Here is an 18,333-nt window from a genome sequence, read left to right as displayed (position 1 = left end):
CCCCGTCGATCTGTTATCGGCTGAGGCTCAGAGGCTGGCCGTTATTGGTCGTACCGTCGTAACGGGCATCAGAGGTCTTGTAGACGCGACCGATCGTATCGCCTTGACGGTTCTTGAACTGGACCATCTTGCCCGAGACTTCCCAGGAGCCCATGGCTGTCAGGTCGCCGGTGCAACCGCGCGTACCGCCGCGTGAGCCGCTGCCGAGATTGGTGAGCGTCAGGAACATATCGCAATTGGCGCCGCCATTGGACACACGCCAGTTGCCGACCATCGATTCCTTGGTCACATCCAGAGCCGTCGTCGGCGCACCCGCTGCGACAGTGGCGCTGCCGGGAGGCGTTGCCGTCGGAGCCGTCGGGAACTGGGAAGAACCACCGGGAGGAGGCAGCGCGCCGGACTGGACCGATGGAACAGGCTGCGCCTGAAGCGGCGGCGTATAGCCGGGACCCGCATTCGAATTGCTGCTATAATCGTAAGAGGTACGCTGGCAACCGGCGAGGCCGATAACGACCGCAAGGCCCGTCACCACATATCTAACTTGCATCTCAAGCTCCCGATTCTCGTCGCTTCGGAAAATTCATGGTTACACAAAGCGGCTGAATTATTACCAAAGCCTTAGCTAAGGCAAGACGCGGCAACGATAATTGCCATTTCGACGGCATTTTAGGAAAATTCTTTGCCGCTTTCGAATGAAGAAGCCGCGACCTGTGGCCGCGGCTTGCGAACATTACAGATACAAGGCGACCGTCACACGCGACGCTCGACCATCATCTTCTTGATCTCGGCAATCGCCTTGGCAGGGTTCAGACCCTTGGGGCAGGCTTGCGCGCAGTTCATGATGGTGTGGCAGCGGTACAGACGGAAAGGGTCTTCGAGGTTGTCGAGACGCTCACCCGTTGCTTCGTCGCGGCTGTCGATCAGCCAGCGATAGGCCTGCAGCAGAACGGCTGGACCAAGATAACGGTCGCCATTCCACCAATAGCTGGGACAGGAGGTGGAGCAGCAAGCGCACAGGATGCACTCATAAAGACCATCCAGCTTCTGGCGGTCTTCGTGGCTCTGCTTCCATTCCTTCGCGGGCGGTGGAGACACCGTCTTCAGCCATGGCTCGATCGAGCGGTGCTGCGCGTAGAAGTTCGACAGATCCGGCACCAGGTCCTTGACCACCGGCATATGCGGCAGAGGATAGACCTTTACCGTGCCGTTGATCTCTTCCATGCCCTTGGTGCAGGCAAGCGTATTCGTGCCGTCGATGTTCATCGCGCAGGAGCCACAAATGCCTTCACGACAGGAACGGCGAAGTGTGAGCGTCGGATCGATCTTGTTCTTGATGTAGAGAAGCGCATCGAGAACCATCGGGCCGCAATCATCGATATCGATGTAATAGGTATCGATGCGCGGGTTCTGGCCGTCGTCAGGGTTCCAGCGATAGATCCGGTACTCGCGAATATTCTTCGCGCCTGCCGGCTTCGGCCAGACCTTGCCTTCGGTCATCTGAGAGTTTTTGGGGAGAGCAAGTTCAACCATGTCCAATACCTCTCAAATCAATAGACGCGTGCTTTTGGCTCGATCTTTTTGGGATCGATGCCATCGGCGATGAGTTCGGTGTGAACCGGACGGTAGTCTAGCTTGACGTCGCCCGCTTCGCTGACCCAGGCCAGCGTGTGCTTGCGCCAGTTGACGTCGTCGCGGCCGGCGAACGGACCATCGGTATAGTCCTCACGCGCATGCGAGCCGCGGCTTTCCTTGCGGGCTTCCGCGCCGTAGACGGTGGTGATAGCGTTGGCCATCAGGTTTTCCAGTTCCAGCGTTTCCACCAGATCGGAATTCCACACCATCGAGCGATCGGTCACCTTCACATCGGGAAGTTCCTTCCAGATGGCGGAGAGACGCTCGCAGCCATTGGCAAGCGATTCCTGCGTGCGGAACACGGCGGCGTCTTCCTGCATGGCGCGCTGCATCTTGTCGCGAAGCACGGCCGTCGGCGTGCTGCCGCTGGCGTTGCGCAGGCGGTCGAAGCGATCCATGATCTTGTCGCAGGCAGCAATGTTGAGCGCCGGAACCGGCTCCTCGCGGTTGATGACCTGGGCGGCGCGGATGGCGGCCGCACGACCGAAGACCACGAGGTCGATCAGCGAGTTGGAGCCAAGACGATTTGCACCGTGAACCGAGGCGCAGCCCGCTTCGCCTACAGCCATCAGGCCGGGTGCGATGCGACCAGGGTTTTCGCTGTCGGCGTTCAGCACTTCGCCCCAATAGTTGGTCGGAATGCCGCCCATATTGTAATGAACGGTCGGCAGAACCGGGATCGGTTCGCGCGTCACGTCCACGCCAGCGAAGATCTTGGCGCTTTCGGAAATGCCCGGAAGACGCTCATGCAGAACCGCCGGATCAAGGTGATCGAGGTGCAGGAAGATGTGGTCCTTGTTCTTGCCAACGCCACGGCCTTCGCGGATTTCCATGGTCATGCAGCGCGACACGACGTCACGCGATGCCAGGTCCTTGGCCGATGGGGCGTAACGCTCCATGAAGCGCTCGCCTTCGGAGTTGACCAGATAGCCGCCTTCGCCGCGCGCGCCTTCGGTGATCAGGCAGCCCGCGCCGTAAATGCCGGTCGGGTGGAACTGAACGAATTCCATATCCTGAAGCGGAAGGCCGGCACGCGCAATCATGCCGCCGCCATCGCCCGTGCAGGTATGCGCGGAGGTGGCGGAGAAATAGGCGCGACCGTAGCCGCCGGTCGCCAGAACGACCATCTTGGCGGAGAAACGGTGAATGGTGCCGTCGTCGAGGTTCCAGGCAACGACGCCCGTGCAGCGGCCGTCATCCGACATGATCAGGTCGAGCGCGAAATACTCGATGAAGAATTCCGCGTTGTTGCGCAGCGACTGGCCATAAAGCGTGTGCAGAATGGCATGGCCGGTACGGTCGGCGGCAGCGCAGGTGCGCTGTACCGGCGGGCCTTCGCCGTAATTCTGCATGTGACCGCCAAACGGGCGCTGGTAGATCTTGCCTTCGGCGTTACGCGAGAAGGGCACGCCGTAATGCTCGAGCTCATAGACCGCCTTTGGCGCTTCCATGGCGAGATACTGCATGGCGTCCACGTCGCCGAGCCAGTCGGAACCCTTGACGGTGTCGTAAAGGTGCCACTGCCAACAGTCGGGCGTCATGTTGACGAGCGAGGCGGCGATGCCGCCCTGGGCGGCAACGGTGTGCGAACGGGTCGGGAAAACCTTGGTGATGCAGGCGGTCTTGAAGCCTTGCTCGGCCATGCCGAGCGTGGCGCGCAGACCAGCGCCGCCGGCACCCACGACGATGACGTCATAGGAGTGATCGACGTAAGTATAGGCCTTGCCGTTCTGGGAGGGTGAACTGTTCGGTGCCATGACGGATTATCCTGCGAATGCGATTTTCAGAACGGCGAAGAGACAGAGACCGCCGACGGCCACCGCGAAGAAGGTGTTCAGCATCAGAAGAACCAGCTTCGGAACTTCCGCATGCACATAGTCCTCGATGATGACCTGCATGCCGAGCTTCATGTGGATGAGGCCGGAAATGACGACGAGGCCCATGGTCACCGCGACAAGCGGGTTCGACAGAGCCGAAACGACGACCTCATAGGGTGCGCCGCCATACATGACGAGGAAACCGACGAAGAAGATCAAAAGCGGCACGTTGGCAACGGCCGTCACGCGCTGGCGCCAGAAATGCTCGGTGCCTTCCTTGGCCGAACCGAGACCGCGAACCTTGCCGAGAGGGGTGCGCATATCCATGATGTTATCTCCTCAGCGCACGATCAGGGCGACAACCCAGATCAGCGCGGTCAGACAGATCGACGCGACGAAGGACGCCTTGGCGAGCTTGGTGGTGAAATGCTTGTCGAAGCCATGGCCCAGGTCCCACATGAAGTGGCGAAGACCGCCCAGCATGTGGTGAACCAGCGCCCAAGTATAGCCGATCAGGACCAGCTTGCCGATCAGCGAACTCATGGCCCATTGTACCCAGGCATAAGCGTCGACGCCGGAGGCGGTCGCAATCAGCCACCAGGCAACGAGAAGCGTGCCGAAATAGAGTGCGCCACCGGTGATACGGTGTACAATCGACGCAACCATTGTCGGAATTGGCTTGTAGATTTGAAGATGCGGCGACAAAGGCCGATTGTTTGTCGTGTTCGCCATATGAACCTCACGGCGTTTCCTGGCGCCGATGATAGCCGGGCGCCCCCAAACAACGCACATGACGAAAGAATGTGCATTGCACCAAGCGCGACCTTTAATCGCAGGAGAGCATCACGACAAGTACAATCGGCAACCGTTTTGAATTTAATCGATTGTGGTCTAGAAAATTCTGCGTGATTCTCGGGATCGAAAATAAAATATCGAGCGTTTCCAAACGTCAGCATTCGATTTAATTTACGTAAACGTAAAATAAAAGCAGCCTTTCCGATCGAACGGAAAGCTTAAAAACTGGATGGAGAAGATCATGTTCAAGCCCGCATTCTGGATCATTCCAACCCTTCTGATCGCCATTGGTTCCCCCTCCCTGGCGACGGCAAACGACTATCACCGCGACCAGCGTTCCTATCAGAGATACAGCGACTCACAGCCCTCCGTGGTCGGTGGCTATGGTCTGCCTTCCCATGTCAGAGGCATTGGCACCTATGCGGGCGGACTGACGGCGGCGCGGTTTGCGGGCAACGGCAACTACTTCTACGCCCAAGGCGGCGGCGCCTATCTGCCGGATGATTATCGTCGAAGCACCGTCGAGCCACGCATCATCCACGTGAACCAGCGCACATTCAATGACAGCTGCCATTATGAAGCAGGCGTCTGCGTCATCCGTCCTTAATTTCGGAAGTCAGGACAGACGCCAGACGGTCGTCTGCTTGACTTCGCTATCCTCCAGCGCCCGCGTTACCGGCACTTGATAGGTGGCGCAGGAGGTCAGCTTCGTCTTGGGGAGATAGGCGCGGCCCGGATCTCCAACCAGCACGGCAACGCCCTTGGACGTGAGGGTTGAAAACCATGGGATGAGCGCATCGGCAAATCCCTTGTCGTAAAACACATCACCAGCAAGCAACACGTCGGCGTCGAGATCCTTGCCGATGACATCTTCTGAGATCACGTTGATCGTGACGCCGTTGACCGCAGCATTGAGCATCACCGCACTCTTCGCCCAGGGATCGATATCGACCGCCAGCACGTGTGCGGCACCGGCAAGGGCCGCGGCAATTGCCACCATGCCGGAACCGCTGGCGAAATCGACGACTCGCTTGCCGCGCACGATATCGGGATTATCGAGAATATAACGCGCCAGCCCCTGCCCGCCGGCCCAGGCAAAGGCCCAGAAGGGCGGCGGCAGGCCGGTCTCTTGCAGTTCTTCTTCCGTCTTCAACCACAGATCATGCGCTTCGCTTGCCAGATGGAGGCGAAGCTCTGGAACATGCGGCGGTGCCATGATGGTCGTATTGGCGCGGATGAAGTCGTCTGGCGCGGTCTTCAAGGTCTGGATCAGTCTGGCGAGCGCGGTGGCTTGTCGACGCCTGCCATATGGCAGACTTCCAGATATTCCTCTTCCGTCACCGGCTGGACGGAAAGCCGCATAGAGGTGACGAGCGACATGTCGGCAAGCTTCGGATTGGCCTTCACCGCCTTCAAGGTCACGGGCTTCGGCACATCGCGGACCGCCTTGATGTGCACGCAGTCCCAGCGCGCATCCCCCTCTGCAGAGGAATCCGGCTTCGACAACTCGCAGACCTCGACGATGCCGACGACTTCCAGCCCCTCATTGGAGTGATAGAAGAAGCCCTTGTCGCCAAGTTTCATCGCCCGCATGTTGTTGCGCGCCTGGTAGTTGCGCACGCCGGTCCATTCCTCGCCAGCCTCGCCCTTGGCCTTCTGCTGTTCCCAGGACCAAGTGTCGGGTTCGGATTTGAAAAGCCAGTAATTCGCCATGTCGTGCTTGGTCCTTACGCAGCCGGATTGTTGAAGACCCAATTATAGGGCTTCACATCGACGCTTTCGAAAAGACCCGCCTTGGCGTAAGGGTCGGCATCGGCAAGGGCACGCGCAGCATCGATATCGGCGGCTTCGACGATCACCAGGCTGCCATTCGGCTTGCCATCCGCATCCAGAAACGGACCGGCGATCTTCAGCGTGCCTTCGGCATTCAGCTTGTTGAGATGCTCCAGATGCGCGGGGCGGGTGTCCATGCGCACATTCAGATGGCCGGGCTTGTCCTTGCAGATAAAGGCAAACAGCATTGTCTTCTCCTCTTTTGCCCAGTCCCTATTCGGTGGTGATGGGCCTTGTCATCAATTGTCGCATGGCAGTGCGAATGTCCAGCCGCCCGTCAATGATCGCCGCAACGGCATCGGTAACGGGCATGTCGATCTTGTGGTCGGCGGCAAGCCGGGACGCAACGGAGGCGGCATAGGCGCCCTCCACCAGCCCGCCATGAAAGGCCGAGGGTGCATCCCCCTGCCCCAGCGATATGCCGAAGCGCAGATTGCGCGACTGGTGGCTGGTGGCGGTCAGGACGAGATCGCCGAGACCGGAAAGCCCGCGCACCGTATCTGCCTGCCCGCCGACTGCAACGACAAGCCGCGACATTTCCGCAAGCCCGCGCGCAATCAGCGCCGCACGCGCCGATTCACCCAGCCCTGCCCCTTCAACGATGCCGGCGGCTATCGCCAGCACATTCTTCAGCGCACCACCAAGCTGCACGCCAATACGATCGGTGGAGGCGTAAAGCCGGAAGGTCTGGCCGGAGATGGTTTGCGCCAAGTGCTCGGCAAGTGCGGCATCGCTGGCTGCGACCGCCATGGCTGTCGGCAGCCCCTTGGCAATATCGGCAGCAAAGCCCGGCCCTGAAAGCACGGCCACAGGATGCGACGGCAATTCCTCTTCCAGTACTTGTGTGAGAAGCAAGCCGGACGAGCGGTCGATCCCCTTCGCCAAGGTCATTACCACGGCATCCTTAGCCAGGTAAGGACCATATTGGCGCGCCGCATCCGCCTGCGCCTGTGAAGGCATGGCAAAAAGCACGATGCCGGCATTGCGCAGCACTTCGGGTTCGGCGGAATAGTTCAGCGCATCGGGAAGCGCGATTCCCGGCAGGGCCGCCTCATGCACGCCATCGGCCTGCAAGTCTGCCATCAGCGACGGATCGCGACCGAGCAGCGTCACCTCATGACGATTTTCCAGCGCAATCACCACCGCAATCGCCGTGCCGAACGCACCGGAACCGATGACGACGATGGTTTCGCGCTTGCTCATGCCTTGGCCCCACGCTTGCCGAAGCCGACAAGGGTCTGAGCCTCAGCATCGAGCGGCCAGCGCGAGCGCGGCTGCACATCGAGACTATCCGGCTCCATGCCTTGCGCCATGCGCTCAAGCCCCGCCCATGCGATCATCGCGGCATTATCGGTGCAAAGCGACAACGGCGGGGCGATGAAGCGGAAGCGGTGCTTGTCGCAGAGCGCCTGCAAGGTGCCGCGCAGCTCCTGATTGGCGGCGACACCACCGGCAACGACGAGGGCCGGTCCACCCTCGACGGAGGGGAAGGTTTCGGTGAAACGCTGAAGCCCGCGCCCGATCCGGTCCTGCAATGTGCGCGATACCGCCTTCTGGAAGGAGGCGCAGATATCGGCAATGTCCTGATCTGTGAGCGGGGCGATGGCGGTCGCAGCCTGCCGCACGGCCGTCTTCAGACCGGAAAAGGAGAAATCGAGCCTTGCCTCACCCACCATCGGGCGTGGCAGGGGGAAGCGATCGGGATTGCCATTCTTCGCCGCCTTCTCGACTGCCGGTCCGCCGGGATAGGGCAGGCCAAGCAGCTTGGCCGTCTTGTCGAAGGCTTCGCCGAGTGCATCGTCGATGGTCGTTCCCCAGCGCTCATACTGGCCGACACCGCGGACCAAGATGAGCTGGGTATGACCACCGGACACGAGCAGCATCAGATAGGGAAAGGAAAGCCCGTCCGTCAGCCGCGCCGTCAGTGCATGACCTTCCAGATGGTTGATGGCATAAAGCGGCTTGCCCGCAGCCTTCGCAATTGCCTTGCCGGTCATCAACCCGACGATCAGGCCGCCGATGAGACCAGGCCCAGAGGTGGCGGCAATCGCGTCAACTTGCTCCAGCCTCACGCCCGCCTTGGCGAGCGCTTCCTCGATCAGCGTATCGAGGGCTTCCACATGGGCGCGGGCGGCAATTTCCGGTACCACGCCACCATAGGCACTGTGTTCTTCCAGCTGCGACAAAACGACGTCAGAGACGATCTCGCCACGGCCGTCGGCATGCCGAACCACCACAGATGCAGCGGTTTCGTCACAACTGGTCTCTATGCCGAGGATACGAAGAAAGGGGGTCATCAGCCGGTTCGTTGATTGCGGTGCTTTTGAAACTTAGGTACGAACACCTCCGGTAACAACGGATAGATGCCGATGCAAACAAAACCTTTCCGAATAGGCACACGCGGTAGCCCGCTGGCACTGGCGCAGGCGTTCGAAACGCGCGACCGGCTGGCGGCGGCGCATGACCTGGCCCCGGAGATGTTCGAAATCGTGCCGCTCGCGACCAAGGGCGACCGCATGACCGACCGCCCCCTGTCCGAAATTGGCGGCAAGGGCCTGTTCACCGAAGAGCTGGAAGCGCAATTGCTCTCCGGCGATCTCGACTTTGCCGTTCACTCGTCCAAGGACATGGCAACCAGGCTGCCCGACGGATTGGAGCTGCGCGCTTTTCTGCCGCGCGAAGACGTGCGCGATGCCTTTATCGGCAGAACGGCACCTCGCCTGCTGGAACTGCCGCACGGCGCCATCGTCGGTTCCGCCTCGCTCCGCCGTCAGGCGCTCATCCGTCGCCTGCGCCCGGACCTTGAGGTCATCATCTTCCGTGGTCTGGTCGATACGAGACTGCGCAAGCTGGCGGAAGGCCAGGCGGATGCCACCCTGCTTGCCTTTGCCGGGCTCAAGCGGCTGAACAAGGACGACGTTCCAACCGAACTGCTGGACCCAAAGGCATTCCCGCCTGCCCCCGCGCAAGGCGCCATCGGCATCGAATGTCGCATCGGCGATAGCCGGATTCAGGATCTGCTCTCTGCCATCAATGACGGGCCGACCTATGATGCGGTGATGTGCGAACGCGCCTTCCTCGCAGCGCTCGACGGCTCCTGTCGCACGCCGATTGCGGGGCTTGCCACCTGTCATGGGGAGGACCTGCATTTCCACGGCGTCATCCTCACACCCGATGGGCAGACCGAACATGCCGTCGAGGTGTCCGGCACGCTTGCCGATGCCGAAACGCTCGGCCGCCAGGCCGGCGAAAAGGTGCGGCACGCCGCCGGTCCCGGCTTCTTCGAAAGCTGGACCTGAGCCATGCGCGTCGTCGTGACCCGTCCGATGCGTTCGGGGCAGAAGACGGCGACGCTGTTGCGCGAGCGCGGCCACGAACCCATCCTGCTGCCTCTGACCGAGGCGGTGCACAAGGCGCAAGCCGCAAGAGAGGCGCTGACGCGCCAACCCGACGCTCTCGCCGTCACCAGCGCCGAAGCCCTTCGCGCACTGACGTCATCCGGCATCGATCTGTCCGGCCATCTGCACCGCCCGCTTTTCGCTGTGGGAGCGGCAACCGCTCAGGCCGCACGCGAGTGCGGCTTTAAGACCGTGATTGCCGGTGAGGGAGATGGCGTGGCACTTGCCCGTCTCGTGAAGACGACACTGGCGCCCGACACGCAAGCATCATCAGCGAAGAGCCCTGCTGCGCATGTGCTCTATCTTGCAGGATGGCCCCGCGAGGGCGGCTTCGAAAACACACTCGCGGCAAGTGTCATCACGCTGGATGTCGCCGAGATTTACGAGATGCAGCCGGTCTTGTGGGAAAGGCCAGCCTTGCGGGCCATGCTCGACATTCCGCCGGATGCGGTTCTCCTCTATTCCCGCGAGACGGCACGAACCTTCTTTGACCTTGTCCAGGCCCATGATCTGGCGCCCCTTCTGCACACCAGCCGCTTCATCTGCATCAGCGAAAAGGTTCTGGACGTCGTTCCGACACCGCATCGCAGTCGCGCATGTGCAAGCACCACGCCAAGCGAACACGCAATGTTGCAGCTTCTGGACGGGGGCGCTGGAACCTAATTCCCTTTCGCCTCTTTCCTTTGCCACCATCACTGACTAGGTTTGGGGCGTGGCGATATGCGATCCCGTCTTCCCGAAAGGTGGTACGTCGCCACCGCGACCGAGGAATAGACACGACTAGAATGAGGTTGTCATGGTATCCGGAAAGCCGCCACGCCACTCCAAATCCAAGACCGAGCCGGTCACGATCGATCTGGACGCCAAGGACGTGACGGATGTCAGCGCCGCCAAGCCATCGACGCCTGCGGATACGACGGCGACAAGCGCGGCAAGTGACGCAAAGCCGGTGACGGAACCGGGTACTCCCGAACCCGCCAAGCCAGCGACCGGCGTGGCGGACGGCGCGAAAGCCGAGAATCCGAAACCGATCTGGGACCAGCCAACCAAATCGCCGATCGAGCCTGAGCCGAATGTCGGAAAGCCGCAGGACGCGTCCGGCAAAGACGAAGGCCCAGCGAAGACGGACGCGACCGTGAAGCAGGAGCCACCGAAAGCCACAGCGGCCGCGGCCTCCACCACCACATCGTCTGCTGCATCGAGCAGCGCTGCCGATAGCACCAAAACGACATCGAGCACCTTTGGGAAGGACGCTCCAAAGAGCGAACCCTTCAAGCCGCAGACCACGTCATCCACATCCAGCGCATCGTCAGCCAGCAAGCCTTCGGCAGCCACCACATCGACATCGCGGGATGCAAAGCCGCAAGGCAATTCCGGCCTGATCGCCGCTGGCATTGTCGGTGGCCTGATTGCGCTTCTGGCCGCAGGCAGCATGCAATATGCCGGCGTCCTGCCGTCCAGTTCAGCCGATAGCGGTTCGTCGACGGAACTGGCCGCGTTGAAGTCTCAGGTCGCCAGCCTGCAGCAGCAGATCGCGCAAGCACCAAAAGGACAGACCGCTGACACGTCTGCCCTTGAGCAGCGCCTTGCCGCACTGGAAAGCTCCACCGCATCCGGCGGCGACGCCAGCGCGAAGATCTCCCAGCTTGAGACCACGGTTTCGACCTTGCAGTCCGAGCGCGCCGCAGAAGACCAGAAGATCGCGTCGCTGACACAGCGGCTTGACGCGGCAGAAACCAAGATCAACGAGCCTCGGGACGATGTCGAAGTGGCGCGCGCCATTGCCTCGGCAGCACTCAAGGCGGCGATCGATCGTGGCGGTCCTTTCCTCACCGAACTCGACACGCTGTCCAAGGTCACGCCGGACGATCCGGCGATCCAGTCGCTGCGCCCCTTCGCCAATACCGGCGTACCGACGCGCGCGGAACTGGTGCGTCGTTTCCCCGACGTCGCCAACGCGATGCTGACGGCCCTTCGCCCGACCGACCCGAATGAAGGCATTTTCGACCGGCTGGCCAACAGCGCCATGTCGCTGGTCAAGGTCCGCCCTGTCGGCAATGTCGAGGGCGAGGGCGACGATGCCAAGATCGCCCGCATGGAAGACAAGCTGCAGAATGGCGACCTGAAGGGTGCGGCCCTTGAATGGGATGCTCTGCCCGAAGCCGCCAAGACGGCATCGGCCGAATACAAGAAGTCGCTGGACGCACGCATTCAGGTCGAGGATCTCGTCAACAGCACATTGAACCGCGCCGTCAGCAGCACAGGCCAGCAGGGGTAAGACATGACCAGAATCGTTAGCTTCGTCGTCATCGTCCTTCTCATCGCCGTCGGCTTCGCATGGCTGGCGGATCGTCCGGGCGTTCTGTCGCTGGAATGGCAGGGGCAGCTGATACAGATGAGCATGATGGTGGCGGCCTCCATGGTTGCCGCCCTCATCGCAGCCATTATGATCTTGTGGTGGATGATCAGCACGCTGTGGAACTCTCCACATGCCGCACGCCGCTACTTCCGCGCCCGCAAGCGCGACCGCGGCTATCAGGCACTGTCGACCGGCCTGATCGCTGCCGGTGCTGGCAATGCCCTGCTGGCCCGCAAGATGACCGCGAGAACACAGGGTCTGCTCAGCGCCGATCAGGAGCCCCTGATCCATCTGCTGGAAGCCCAGGCGGATCTCATCGAAGGCAAGTATGACGCCGCGCGCCGCAAGTTCGAGGCTATGGCAAATGACCCGGAGACGCGTGAGCTTGGTCTTCGCGGCCTCTATATCGAGGCTCGCCGCCAGGGCGCGCATGAGGCAGCTCTGCAATATGCCGAGGATGCGGCGAAAAACGCACCCTATCTGCCCTGGGCTGCGCAAGCGACGCTGGAAAGCAAATGCCGCAGCGGCGAGTGGGACGATGCGATCCGCCTGCTCGACCAGCAGAAGGCCGCCCATGTCATTGAGCGTGGCGAAGCCGAGCGCCTGAAGGCCGTGCTTCTGACCGCGAAGGCCGAAGAGAAGTTCGAGATCGACCCGAAGGGTGCGCGCGACGATGCAAAGTCCGCGCTGAAACTGTCGAAGGCGCTCGTACCGGCAGCGCTCGTCGCGGCCAAGTCGTATCTCCGCGAAGACAATCTGCGCAAGGCGGCCGCCATTCTGGAACCCGTCTGGAAGGCTGAGCCGCATCCGCAGATCGCCGAGCTTTATGTCCGCGCCCGTAGCGGCGATACGGCGATCGACCGGCTGAAGCGCGCCGAGCGGCTGGAGAGCCTGAAGCCCAACAATATCGAATCGCTCTTTGCCGTGGCGCAGGCAGCATTGGCTGCGCAGGATTTCGACAAGGCGAGAGCCAAGGCGCAGGCCGCCGCCCGCATCGCCCCACGCGAAAGCGTCTTCCTGCTGCTGGCTGATATCGAAGAGGCCGAGACCGGCGACCAGGGCCGTGTGCGTCACTGGATGGCGCAGGCGCTGCGCGCGCCGCGCGACCCGGCCTGGGTGGCAGACGGCATCGTTTCGGAAAAATGGCATCCGGTCTCGCCGGTCTCCGGCCGTCTCGATGCCTTTGAATGGAAGGCGCCCTTCGGCCAGCTGGATGGCCCGGTGGAAGATGTGAGCGTCGATAGCGCACTCGCCTCTCTTCCCGACGTGGCGCAGCCGGAAATTCGTGAGCGCATCATCGAAATCCCGGTTCCAGTAAAGCCAGAGCCGGTGAAAACCGAGCCGAAGCCACACGTCGAGACGAAGGTTGAGTCCAAAGCCGAAACGAGGACCACGGTTCATCCCGTTGTCGAAACGCAAAAGCCCAAGGTCCAAGCGCGTGAACCAGCAAAGGTCACGCCCTCGGCGAAAGCGGAGGAAGTCGTGCCCTTCTTCGGCGGCGCGCCTGACGACCCTGGCGTGAAGAAAGCAGAGGGCGCCCCTCTTGCCGAACCCGCAAAGCCCGTGACCCCGGCGAGCCAGACATCCAAGACGGTTGCGCCAAAAACCACAGTGATCGAAAAAAGCGGGGAAGCCGTTCCTTTCTTCGGCGGTTTGCCGGATGATCCGGGGGTGAAGAAACCCTCTGCCCCCGCGGACGAAAAAAACCGCCTCAATCTGTTTTAAGGCAGCCTTTAACGCTCAAGGAGAGCCATGCTCGACCGTATCCAGACCTTCTTCCAAAGCCTGACGAGTGGCGACACGTCTCGCGATTTTCCGCCCGACGACCTGCGCGTCGCCATCGCCGCCCTTTGCTTTCAGGTGATGGAAGCGGACGGAACGGTGTCCAAGGTGGAGCGTGAGCGCCTGCGCGAATTGCTGCAGGAGCATTATGACCTCAGTTCCGGCAAGCTGGATGCGCTGATGGATGCGGGGCAGGAAGCCGGCAAGGAGGCGGTGGATTATTACCGCTTCACCACCGACATCCGCCGCCATCTGAACGAACAGGAACGCGTCGAACTCATCGGCATTCTCTGGGACATCGTCTACGCAGATGGCGAGCGCAACGAGATGGAAGACAACGTCATCTGGCGCATCGCCGAGCTTCTCGGCGTCTCCGTCCGCGACCGCGTACTGCAGCGCCAGCAGGTGGCTAGTCACAAGCACCTTGAAGGTCATGATGAGGCCGATGCAGACGCGATCTAAGCCGCGTCGAGCGACGGTGTAGAGCAGTTTTGCGACGAAGACGCGCGGCAGGCTGGAGTGGCAAAGAGGAGGAAGCTGGCATGAGAGATCCCGTCACGCTTTCGGTGCAGCAAAAGCCGAGGTTGGTCTTCGGCTTTTTACCCACCTTGGAAAGAGGCCGCTAAGACAACACACTTTCTAAACGCGCACTTCCGTGTGACGGTACTTGTCGGCTCATGTGGTAATGTCTAAATGTCTGCCAACAACATAGGAGACATTGATGGTAGGCATTATCGACGCGGTGATTACAATCATATTATTGGCGTTGCAAATCTACTGGTGGATCTTGATCGCCAGCGCCATTTTCTCATGGCTCTACGCATTCAATGTCATCAACTCCTCCAATCAGTTCGTAAACGCGATCGGCAACTTCCTGTATCAGGCTACCGAGCCGGTTCTGCGCCCCATCCGCCGGGTTCTTCCGAACATGGGTGGCATCGATCTTTCGCCGCTCGTGGTACTGCTTGGCATTGTCTTCCTTCAGATGATCATCGCGAATCCGATCAGACCTTTCCTGATCTCGCTCTTCATTTGACGCTCCAGCCCTGGAAGATCGTCGGTCGGCAGATCGAGCTGAGAGTGAGGCTCACGCCCTCTGGGGGTCGTGACGCCATCGATGGGGTGGAGACGGATGCCGAAGGGCTGCCCTATCTCAAGGCCCGCGTCACCTCGGTGCCGGAAGACGGCAAGGCAAACAAGGCGCTGATTGCGCTTCTGTCGAAGACGCTGAAGATCCCAAAGTCATCAATCAGTTTCCTGTCCGGGGAAACATCGCGCAAAAAAATCCTCCGGCTCGATGGCGAACCGGAGGATCTGTTAGGTAAGCTTGAAAAGGTGATGGGCTGAGATCAGCCCTGCGCCTTGTAGCGTTCGACGGCTTCGAGGATCAGCTTCTTGGCAACGTCGACATCCTGCCAGCCGCCCATCTTCACCCACTTGCCGGGTTCCAGATCCTTGTAGTGCTCGAAGAAGTGCTCGATCTGCTTCAGCGTGATGTCTGGCAGGTCGGTGTAGTTTTTGACCTTGTCGTAACGCTGCGTCAGTTTGGGAGCCGGAACCGCGAGGATCTTTTCGTCCTTGCCGCCATCGTCTTCCATGATCATCACGCCGATCGGGCGAACATTGATAACACAGCCAGGCACCAGCGGGCGGGTATTGCAGATCAACACATCGATCGGGTCGCCATCTTCCGACAGCGTGTGCGGCACGAAGCCGTAATTGCCCGGATAGGTCATCGGCGTGTAGAGGAAGCGATCGACGATCAGTGCGCCAGCATCCTTGTCCATCTCGTACTTGATAGGATGGCCGCCGACCGGCACTTCAACGATCACATTGACGTCTTCAGGCGGGTTCTTGCCGACGGAGATTGCATCAATACGCATACTCTTTCCTTATTTCGGTGAGTTGAGATTGATCCTCGATACTGGGAAAGGCAGCGCTTTGCAACATCGCCTGCCGCAACCTTTGCGCTTTTGTCGAACCAAGAATGGGCTGAGCTTAAAGGTTTGAGAGCGTTACAAGAAACGAGGGGCGAGAAGTCTTAACAGGTGCCCTGGCGGCGTAACGGGGTCGGGCCAATCGTGATACTTGCGTCAATGCGCACATCACGCGGCTTGAAGAACAGTCAGCGCCAGGCAAAACCGATCTTGCGCAGCTGCTTGTCGGCAAAGTCTTCCAAGCCTTCGGCAATATCCTTGCCGCCGTGCGAGCGGAAGAAGCGGCTGGCGACATCGCTGTCCTCGAGGCACCAGGCCACCACGCCGTTGCAGCCGAGAGACTTCAACAGGCGGCGTCCTTCCTTGAAAAGGACGGTCCCAAGGCCGATGCCCTGATATTCCGGACGCAGATAAAGCTCGTAGATCTCGCCATCATAGGGAAGACCACGGGCACGGTTGAGGCCAAGCGTCGTGTAACCGGCAACCACACCCGCCACTTCGACCACCAGCAGCGTGGCGGAACCACGGGCGGCGCGGCGCCACCAGTCCTCGTCACGGCGATCCAGCATCTGCCAGAGCGGCTTGTGCGGAATAAGTCCTGCATAGGCCTGCTCCCAGGACAGCCGATGCGTCTCTGCAATAGCGGCAGCGTCTTCCGGTTCAGCCCGGCGCACATCGATGGATAACGTTTTCATAACGCGATTCTGGCCCCGGCCATGGAAACTTACCAGCCATAAAGGTTAACGGCGGGAAGCTTACCCACAGCCTAATCATGTGGACGATGGGGCAAAGATTAACGCTTTTTTTACCATTGAGACAAGCGGGCTTGATTCGCGCAGACAAAGAAAAACCCGGCTTGAGGCGTGCTCAAGCCGGGTTCTTGGAAACACGGTTAATGGCGGGGCGATCAGCCGGCCATCTTGGCCTTTTCGAAGCGCTTGCGATCGTTCGGATCGAGGTAGAGCTTGCGCAGACGAAGCGACTTCGGCGTCACTTCCATCAGCTCATCGTCCTGGATCCAGGACAGAGCGCGGTCGAGGGTCATCCGGATCGGCGGCGTCAGCTTCACGGCTTCATCCTTGCCGGCGGCGCGGATGTTGGTGAGCTGCTTGCCCTTCAGCACGTTGACTTCGAGATCGTTGTCACGGGTGTGAATGCCGATGATCATACCAGCATAAACCTTTTCACCCGGCTCGATGATCATCGGACCACGGTCTTCCAAGTTGAACATCGCATAAGCGACAGCTTCGCCCGAACCGTTCGACAGCAGAACGCCGTTGACGCGGCCAGCGATCTGACCCTTGAAGGGCTGATAATCGTGGAACAGGCGGTTCATGATCGCCGTGCCGCGCGTGTCGGTCAAGAGTTCCGACTGGTAGCCGATCAGGCCACGGGTCGGCGCATAGAACTTCAGACGAACGCGGTTGCCACCGGAAGGACGAAGCTCGGCCATTTCAGCCTTGCGCTCAGACATCTTCTGAACGACGACACCGGAGTGCTCTTCATCGACGTCGATGACGACTTCTTCGATCGGCTCCAGCAGGGTGCCGTTCTCGTCCTTGTGCATCACGACGCGCGGACGCGACACGGCAAGTTCAAAGCCTTCGCGACGCATGGTTTCGATCAGAACCGCAAGCTGCAATTCGCCACGGCCGGACACGAAGAACGAGTCCTTGCCTTCGGCTTCTTCGATCTTCAGCGCAACGTTGCCTTCGGCTTCCTTGAGCAGACGGTCGCGGATAACGCGGCTCGTGACCTTGTCGCCTTCGGTGCCAGCCAGCGGGCTGTCATTGACGATGAAGGACATGGTGACGGTCGGCGGGTCGATCGGCTGCGCGGTCATGGCTTCAGTGACCGAAGGATCGCAGAACGTGTCGGCGACGGTGCCCTTGGAGAGGCCAGCGATAGCGACGATGTCGCCTGCATGGGCTTCTTCGATCGCGGTGCGCTCGATACCACGGAAGGCGAGGATCTTCGAAATACGGCCGGTTTCGATCGTCTTGCCATCCTGGCCCAGAACCTTGACGGCCTGGTTCGGCTTGATCGAGCCGGACGCGATACGGCCGGTGATGATACGGCCGAGGAAGTTGTTGGCCTCGAGGATCGTGCCGATCATGCGGAACGGACCTTCTTCGACCGTAGGCTCAGGCACGTGCTCGAGAACCAGATCAAGCAGCGGTGCAAGACCCTGGTCCTTCGGACCTTCCGGATTGACGTTCATCCAGCCATCACGACCGGAGCCATACAGGATCGGGAAGTCCAGCTGCTCGTCGGTCGCGTCGAGATTGGCGAAAAGGTCGAAGACTTCGTTGATGACTTCTTCGTGGCGGCCATCCGGACGGTCGATCTTGTTGATCGCGACGATCGGGCGAAGACCGACCTTCAGCGCCTTGGAGACGACGAATTTCGTCTGCGGCATCGGGCCTTCGGAGCTGTCGACCAGAACGATCGCGCCGTCCACCATCGAAAGGATACGCTCGACTTCACCACCGAAGTCGGCGTGGCCGGGGGTGTCGACGATGTTGATACGAACACCCTTCCACTCAACAGAGGTCGCCTTGGCGAGAATGGTGATGCCGCGTTCCTTTTCCAGATCGTTGCTATCCATAACACGCTCGGCAACGCGCTGGTTGTCGCGGAACGAACCAGACTGCTTCAGAAGCTCGTCAACAAGTGTCGTTTTTCCATGGTCAACGTGCGCGATGATCGCGATGTTGCGAAGGGCCATATGATTAAATCTCTGAGGTTGGGGCGCTGATCGTATGGGATGCGCCAATTTA

Annotated in this window: 21 protein-coding genes; 8 read left to right on the top strand and 13 right to left on the bottom strand. The window is 60.5% G+C overall.

What is annotated here, in order from left to right:
* Window positions 1-13 precede the first annotated feature (13 nt).
* From AC07U5_RS02150 to sdhC, 5 genes are all read right to left on the bottom strand, one after another.
* Window positions 14-547, bottom strand: coding sequence for a protease inhibitor Inh/omp19 family protein (locus AC07U5_RS02150; RefSeq protein ID WP_062424890.1), 534 nt, complete (start codon window positions 545-547; stop codon window positions 14-16).
* Between the two features lie 203 nt (window positions 548-750).
* A complete protein-coding gene (locus AC07U5_RS02145; protein ID WP_062424891.1) occupies window positions 751-1,530 on the bottom strand; it encodes a succinate dehydrogenase iron-sulfur subunit in 780 nt (259 codons plus the stop codon).
* Window positions 1,531-1,547: 17 nt separating this feature from the next.
* Entirely contained in the window at window positions 1,548-3,389 is a 1,842-nt protein-coding gene (gene sdhA / locus AC07U5_RS02140) for a succinate dehydrogenase flavoprotein subunit (protein ID WP_062424892.1), read from the bottom strand.
* Window positions 3,390-3,395: 6 nt separating this feature from the next.
* Complete coding sequence (gene sdhD, locus AC07U5_RS02135) at window positions 3,396-3,776, bottom strand: succinate dehydrogenase, hydrophobic membrane anchor protein (RefSeq protein ID WP_062424893.1); 381 nt, start codon at window positions 3,774-3,776, stop codon at window positions 3,396-3,398.
* 12 nt (window positions 3,777-3,788) lie between these two features.
* Window positions 3,789-4,181 (bottom strand): succinate dehydrogenase, cytochrome b556 subunit, encoded by a 393-nt coding sequence (gene sdhC / locus AC07U5_RS02130; protein WP_062424894.1) that lies wholly within the window; start codon window positions 4,179-4,181, stop codon window positions 3,789-3,791.
* 304 nt (window positions 4,182-4,485) lie between these two features.
* Here sdhC and AC07U5_RS02125 point away from each other — a divergent pair, with 304 nt between their 5' ends.
* Complete coding sequence (locus tag AC07U5_RS02125) at window positions 4,486-4,851, top strand: hypothetical protein (RefSeq protein WP_494722160.1); 366 nt, start codon at window positions 4,486-4,488, stop codon at window positions 4,849-4,851.
* A gap of 9 nt (window positions 4,852-4,860) precedes the next feature.
* On the opposite strand, the gene AC07U5_RS02120 is transcribed toward AC07U5_RS02125, so the two are convergent.
* Genes AC07U5_RS02120 through tsaD form a run of 5 tightly spaced genes read right to left on the bottom strand, consistent with a single transcriptional unit; the run spans window position 4,861 to window position 8,374 of the window.
* Window positions 4,861-5,505, bottom strand: a complete 645-nt coding sequence (locus AC07U5_RS02120) for a class I SAM-dependent methyltransferase (protein WP_494722159.1) — start codon at window positions 5,503-5,505, stop codon at window positions 4,861-4,863.
* A gap of 8 nt (window positions 5,506-5,513) precedes the next feature.
* A complete protein-coding gene (locus AC07U5_RS02115) occupies window positions 5,514-5,957 on the bottom strand; it encodes an EVE domain-containing protein (protein WP_062424897.1) in 444 nt (147 codons plus the stop codon).
* Window positions 5,958-5,971: 14 nt separating this feature from the next.
* Window positions 5,972-6,265 carry a YciI-like protein gene (locus AC07U5_RS02110; protein WP_062424898.1) on the bottom strand — a complete coding sequence of 98 codons (294 nt, stop codon included), beginning with the start codon at window positions 6,263-6,265 and terminating at the stop codon, window positions 5,972-5,974.
* 25 nt (window positions 6,266-6,290) lie between these two features.
* Window positions 6,291-7,280, bottom strand: coding sequence for an NAD(P)H-dependent glycerol-3-phosphate dehydrogenase (locus AC07U5_RS02105; protein ID WP_494722158.1), 990 nt, complete (start codon window positions 7,278-7,280; stop codon window positions 6,291-6,293).
* Entirely contained in the window at window positions 7,277-8,374 is a 1,098-nt protein-coding gene (gene tsaD, locus AC07U5_RS02100) for a tRNA (adenosine(37)-N6)-threonylcarbamoyltransferase complex transferase subunit TsaD (protein ID WP_494722157.1), read from the bottom strand. Before tsaD ends, AC07U5_RS02105 begins: the two co-directional genes overlap by 4 nt.
* 72 nt (window positions 8,375-8,446) lie before the next feature.
* Here tsaD and hemC point away from each other — a divergent pair, with 72 nt between their 5' ends.
* From hemC to AC07U5_RS02065, 7 genes are all read left to right on the top strand, one after another.
* Window positions 8,447-9,376 (top strand): hydroxymethylbilane synthase, encoded by a 930-nt coding sequence (gene hemC, locus AC07U5_RS02095; RefSeq protein ID WP_113326823.1) that lies wholly within the window; start codon window positions 8,447-8,449, stop codon window positions 9,374-9,376.
* Window positions 9,377-9,379: 3 nt separating this feature from the next.
* Window positions 9,380-10,138 (top strand): uroporphyrinogen-III synthase, encoded by a 759-nt coding sequence (locus AC07U5_RS02090; RefSeq protein ID WP_494722156.1) that lies wholly within the window; start codon window positions 9,380-9,382, stop codon window positions 10,136-10,138.
* A gap of 133 nt (window positions 10,139-10,271) precedes the next feature.
* The gene (locus AC07U5_RS02085; protein ID WP_494722155.1) at window positions 10,272-11,753 is read left to right on the top strand and encodes a COG4223 family protein; all 1,482 of its coding nucleotides are present in this window, start codon (window positions 10,272-10,274) and stop codon (window positions 11,751-11,753) included.
* A 3-nt stretch (window positions 11,754-11,756) separates the two neighbouring features.
* The gene (locus AC07U5_RS02080) at window positions 11,757-13,559 is read left to right on the top strand and encodes a heme biosynthesis protein HemY (protein ID WP_494722154.1); all 1,803 of its coding nucleotides are present in this window, start codon (window positions 11,757-11,759) and stop codon (window positions 13,557-13,559) included.
* A gap of 27 nt (window positions 13,560-13,586) precedes the next feature.
* Window positions 13,587-14,078: a tellurite resistance TerB family protein gene (locus tag AC07U5_RS02075; RefSeq protein ID WP_062424904.1), complete on the top strand. Its 492-nt coding sequence runs from the start codon at window positions 13,587-13,589 to the stop codon at window positions 14,076-14,078.
* Window positions 14,079-14,337: 259 nt separating this feature from the next.
* Window positions 14,338-14,652 carry a YggT family protein gene (locus AC07U5_RS02070; protein WP_062444372.1) on the top strand — a complete coding sequence of 105 codons (315 nt, stop codon included), beginning with the start codon at window positions 14,338-14,340 and terminating at the stop codon, window positions 14,650-14,652.
* The gene (locus tag AC07U5_RS02065; protein WP_494722153.1) at window positions 14,649-14,963 is read left to right on the top strand and encodes a DUF167 domain-containing protein; all 315 of its coding nucleotides are present in this window, start codon (window positions 14,649-14,651) and stop codon (window positions 14,961-14,963) included. Before AC07U5_RS02070 ends, AC07U5_RS02065 begins: the two co-directional genes overlap by 4 nt.
* Before the next feature lie 2 nt (window positions 14,964-14,965).
* Here the strand turns inward: AC07U5_RS02065 and ppa are convergent, their stop codons facing one another.
* From ppa to typA, 3 genes are all read right to left on the bottom strand, one after another.
* The gene (gene ppa / locus AC07U5_RS02060) at window positions 14,966-15,499 is read right to left on the bottom strand and encodes an inorganic diphosphatase (protein WP_062424907.1); all 534 of its coding nucleotides are present in this window, start codon (window positions 15,497-15,499) and stop codon (window positions 14,966-14,968) included.
* A 242-nt stretch (window positions 15,500-15,741) separates the two neighbouring features.
* Window positions 15,742-16,248: a GNAT family N-acetyltransferase gene (locus tag AC07U5_RS02055; RefSeq protein WP_494722152.1), complete on the bottom strand. Its 507-nt coding sequence runs from the start codon at window positions 16,246-16,248 to the stop codon at window positions 15,742-15,744.
* 212 nt (window positions 16,249-16,460) lie between these two features.
* Complete coding sequence (typA, locus tag AC07U5_RS02050) at window positions 16,461-18,281, bottom strand: translational GTPase TypA (RefSeq protein ID WP_062424909.1); 1,821 nt, start codon at window positions 18,279-18,281, stop codon at window positions 16,461-16,463.
* Window positions 18,282-18,333: the final 52 nt, after the last annotated feature.

It is taken from the genome of Agrobacterium sp. GW821-FHT02D03, assembly GCF_059421725.1.
The sequence above is the reverse complement of the archived record's forward strand: the minus strand, read 5'-3'. Positions and strand labels throughout refer to the sequence as shown.

What these genes read in the sequence shown, in the direction of transcription:
- typA (WP_062424909.1), bottom strand. Translation starts at nt 18,281, where the DNA reads ATGGCCCTTCGCAACATCGCGATCATCGCGCACGTTGACCATGGAAAA.
- AC07U5_RS02110 (WP_062424898.1), bottom strand. Translation starts at nt 6,265, where the DNA reads ATGCTGTTTGCCTTTATCTGCAAGGACAAGCCCGGCCATCTGAATGTG.
- AC07U5_RS02075 (WP_062424904.1), top strand. Translation starts at nt 13,587, where the DNA reads ATGCTCGACCGTATCCAGACCTTCTTCCAAAGCCTGACGAGTGGCGAC.
- AC07U5_RS02145 (WP_062424891.1), bottom strand. Translation starts at nt 1,530, where the DNA reads ATGGTTGAACTTGCTCTCCCCAAAAACTCTCAGATGACCGAAGGCAAG.
- hemC (WP_113326823.1), top strand. Translation starts at nt 8,447, where the DNA reads ATGCAAACAAAACCTTTCCGAATAGGCACACGCGGTAGCCCGCTGGCA.
- AC07U5_RS02150 (WP_062424890.1), bottom strand. Translation starts at nt 547, where the DNA reads ATGCAAGTTAGATATGTGGTGACGGGCCTTGCGGTCGTTATCGGCCTC.
- AC07U5_RS02090 (WP_494722156.1), top strand. Translation starts at nt 9,380, where the DNA reads ATGCGCGTCGTCGTGACCCGTCCGATGCGTTCGGGGCAGAAGACGGCG.
- sdhA (WP_062424892.1), bottom strand. Translation starts at nt 3,389, where the DNA reads ATGGCACCGAACAGTTCACCCTCCCAGAACGGCAAGGCCTATACTTAC.
- AC07U5_RS02085 (WP_494722155.1), top strand. Translation starts at nt 10,272, where the DNA reads ATGGTATCCGGAAAGCCGCCACGCCACTCCAAATCCAAGACCGAGCCG.
- tsaD (WP_494722157.1), bottom strand. Translation starts at nt 8,374, where the DNA reads ATGACCCCCTTTCTTCGTATCCTCGGCATAGAGACCAGTTGTGACGAA.
- AC07U5_RS02115 (WP_062424897.1), bottom strand. Translation starts at nt 5,957, where the DNA reads ATGGCGAATTACTGGCTTTTCAAATCCGAACCCGACACTTGGTCCTGG.
- sdhD (WP_062424893.1), bottom strand. Translation starts at nt 3,776, where the DNA reads ATGGATATGCGCACCCCTCTCGGCAAGGTTCGCGGTCTCGGTTCGGCC.
- AC07U5_RS02070 (WP_062444372.1), top strand. Translation starts at nt 14,338, where the DNA reads ATGGTAGGCATTATCGACGCGGTGATTACAATCATATTATTGGCGTTG.
- ppa (WP_062424907.1), bottom strand. Translation starts at nt 15,499, where the DNA reads ATGCGTATTGATGCAATCTCCGTCGGCAAGAACCCGCCTGAAGACGTC.
- AC07U5_RS02125 (WP_494722160.1), top strand. Translation starts at nt 4,486, where the DNA reads ATGTTCAAGCCCGCATTCTGGATCATTCCAACCCTTCTGATCGCCATT.
- AC07U5_RS02055 (WP_494722152.1), bottom strand. Translation starts at nt 16,248, where the DNA reads ATGAAAACGTTATCCATCGATGTGCGCCGGGCTGAACCGGAAGACGCT.
- sdhC (WP_062424894.1), bottom strand. Translation starts at nt 4,181, where the DNA reads ATGGCGAACACGACAAACAATCGGCCTTTGTCGCCGCATCTTCAAATC.
- AC07U5_RS02105 (WP_494722158.1), bottom strand. Translation starts at nt 7,280, where the DNA reads ATGAGCAAGCGCGAAACCATCGTCGTCATCGGTTCCGGTGCGTTCGGC.
- AC07U5_RS02080 (WP_494722154.1), top strand. Translation starts at nt 11,757, where the DNA reads ATGACCAGAATCGTTAGCTTCGTCGTCATCGTCCTTCTCATCGCCGTC.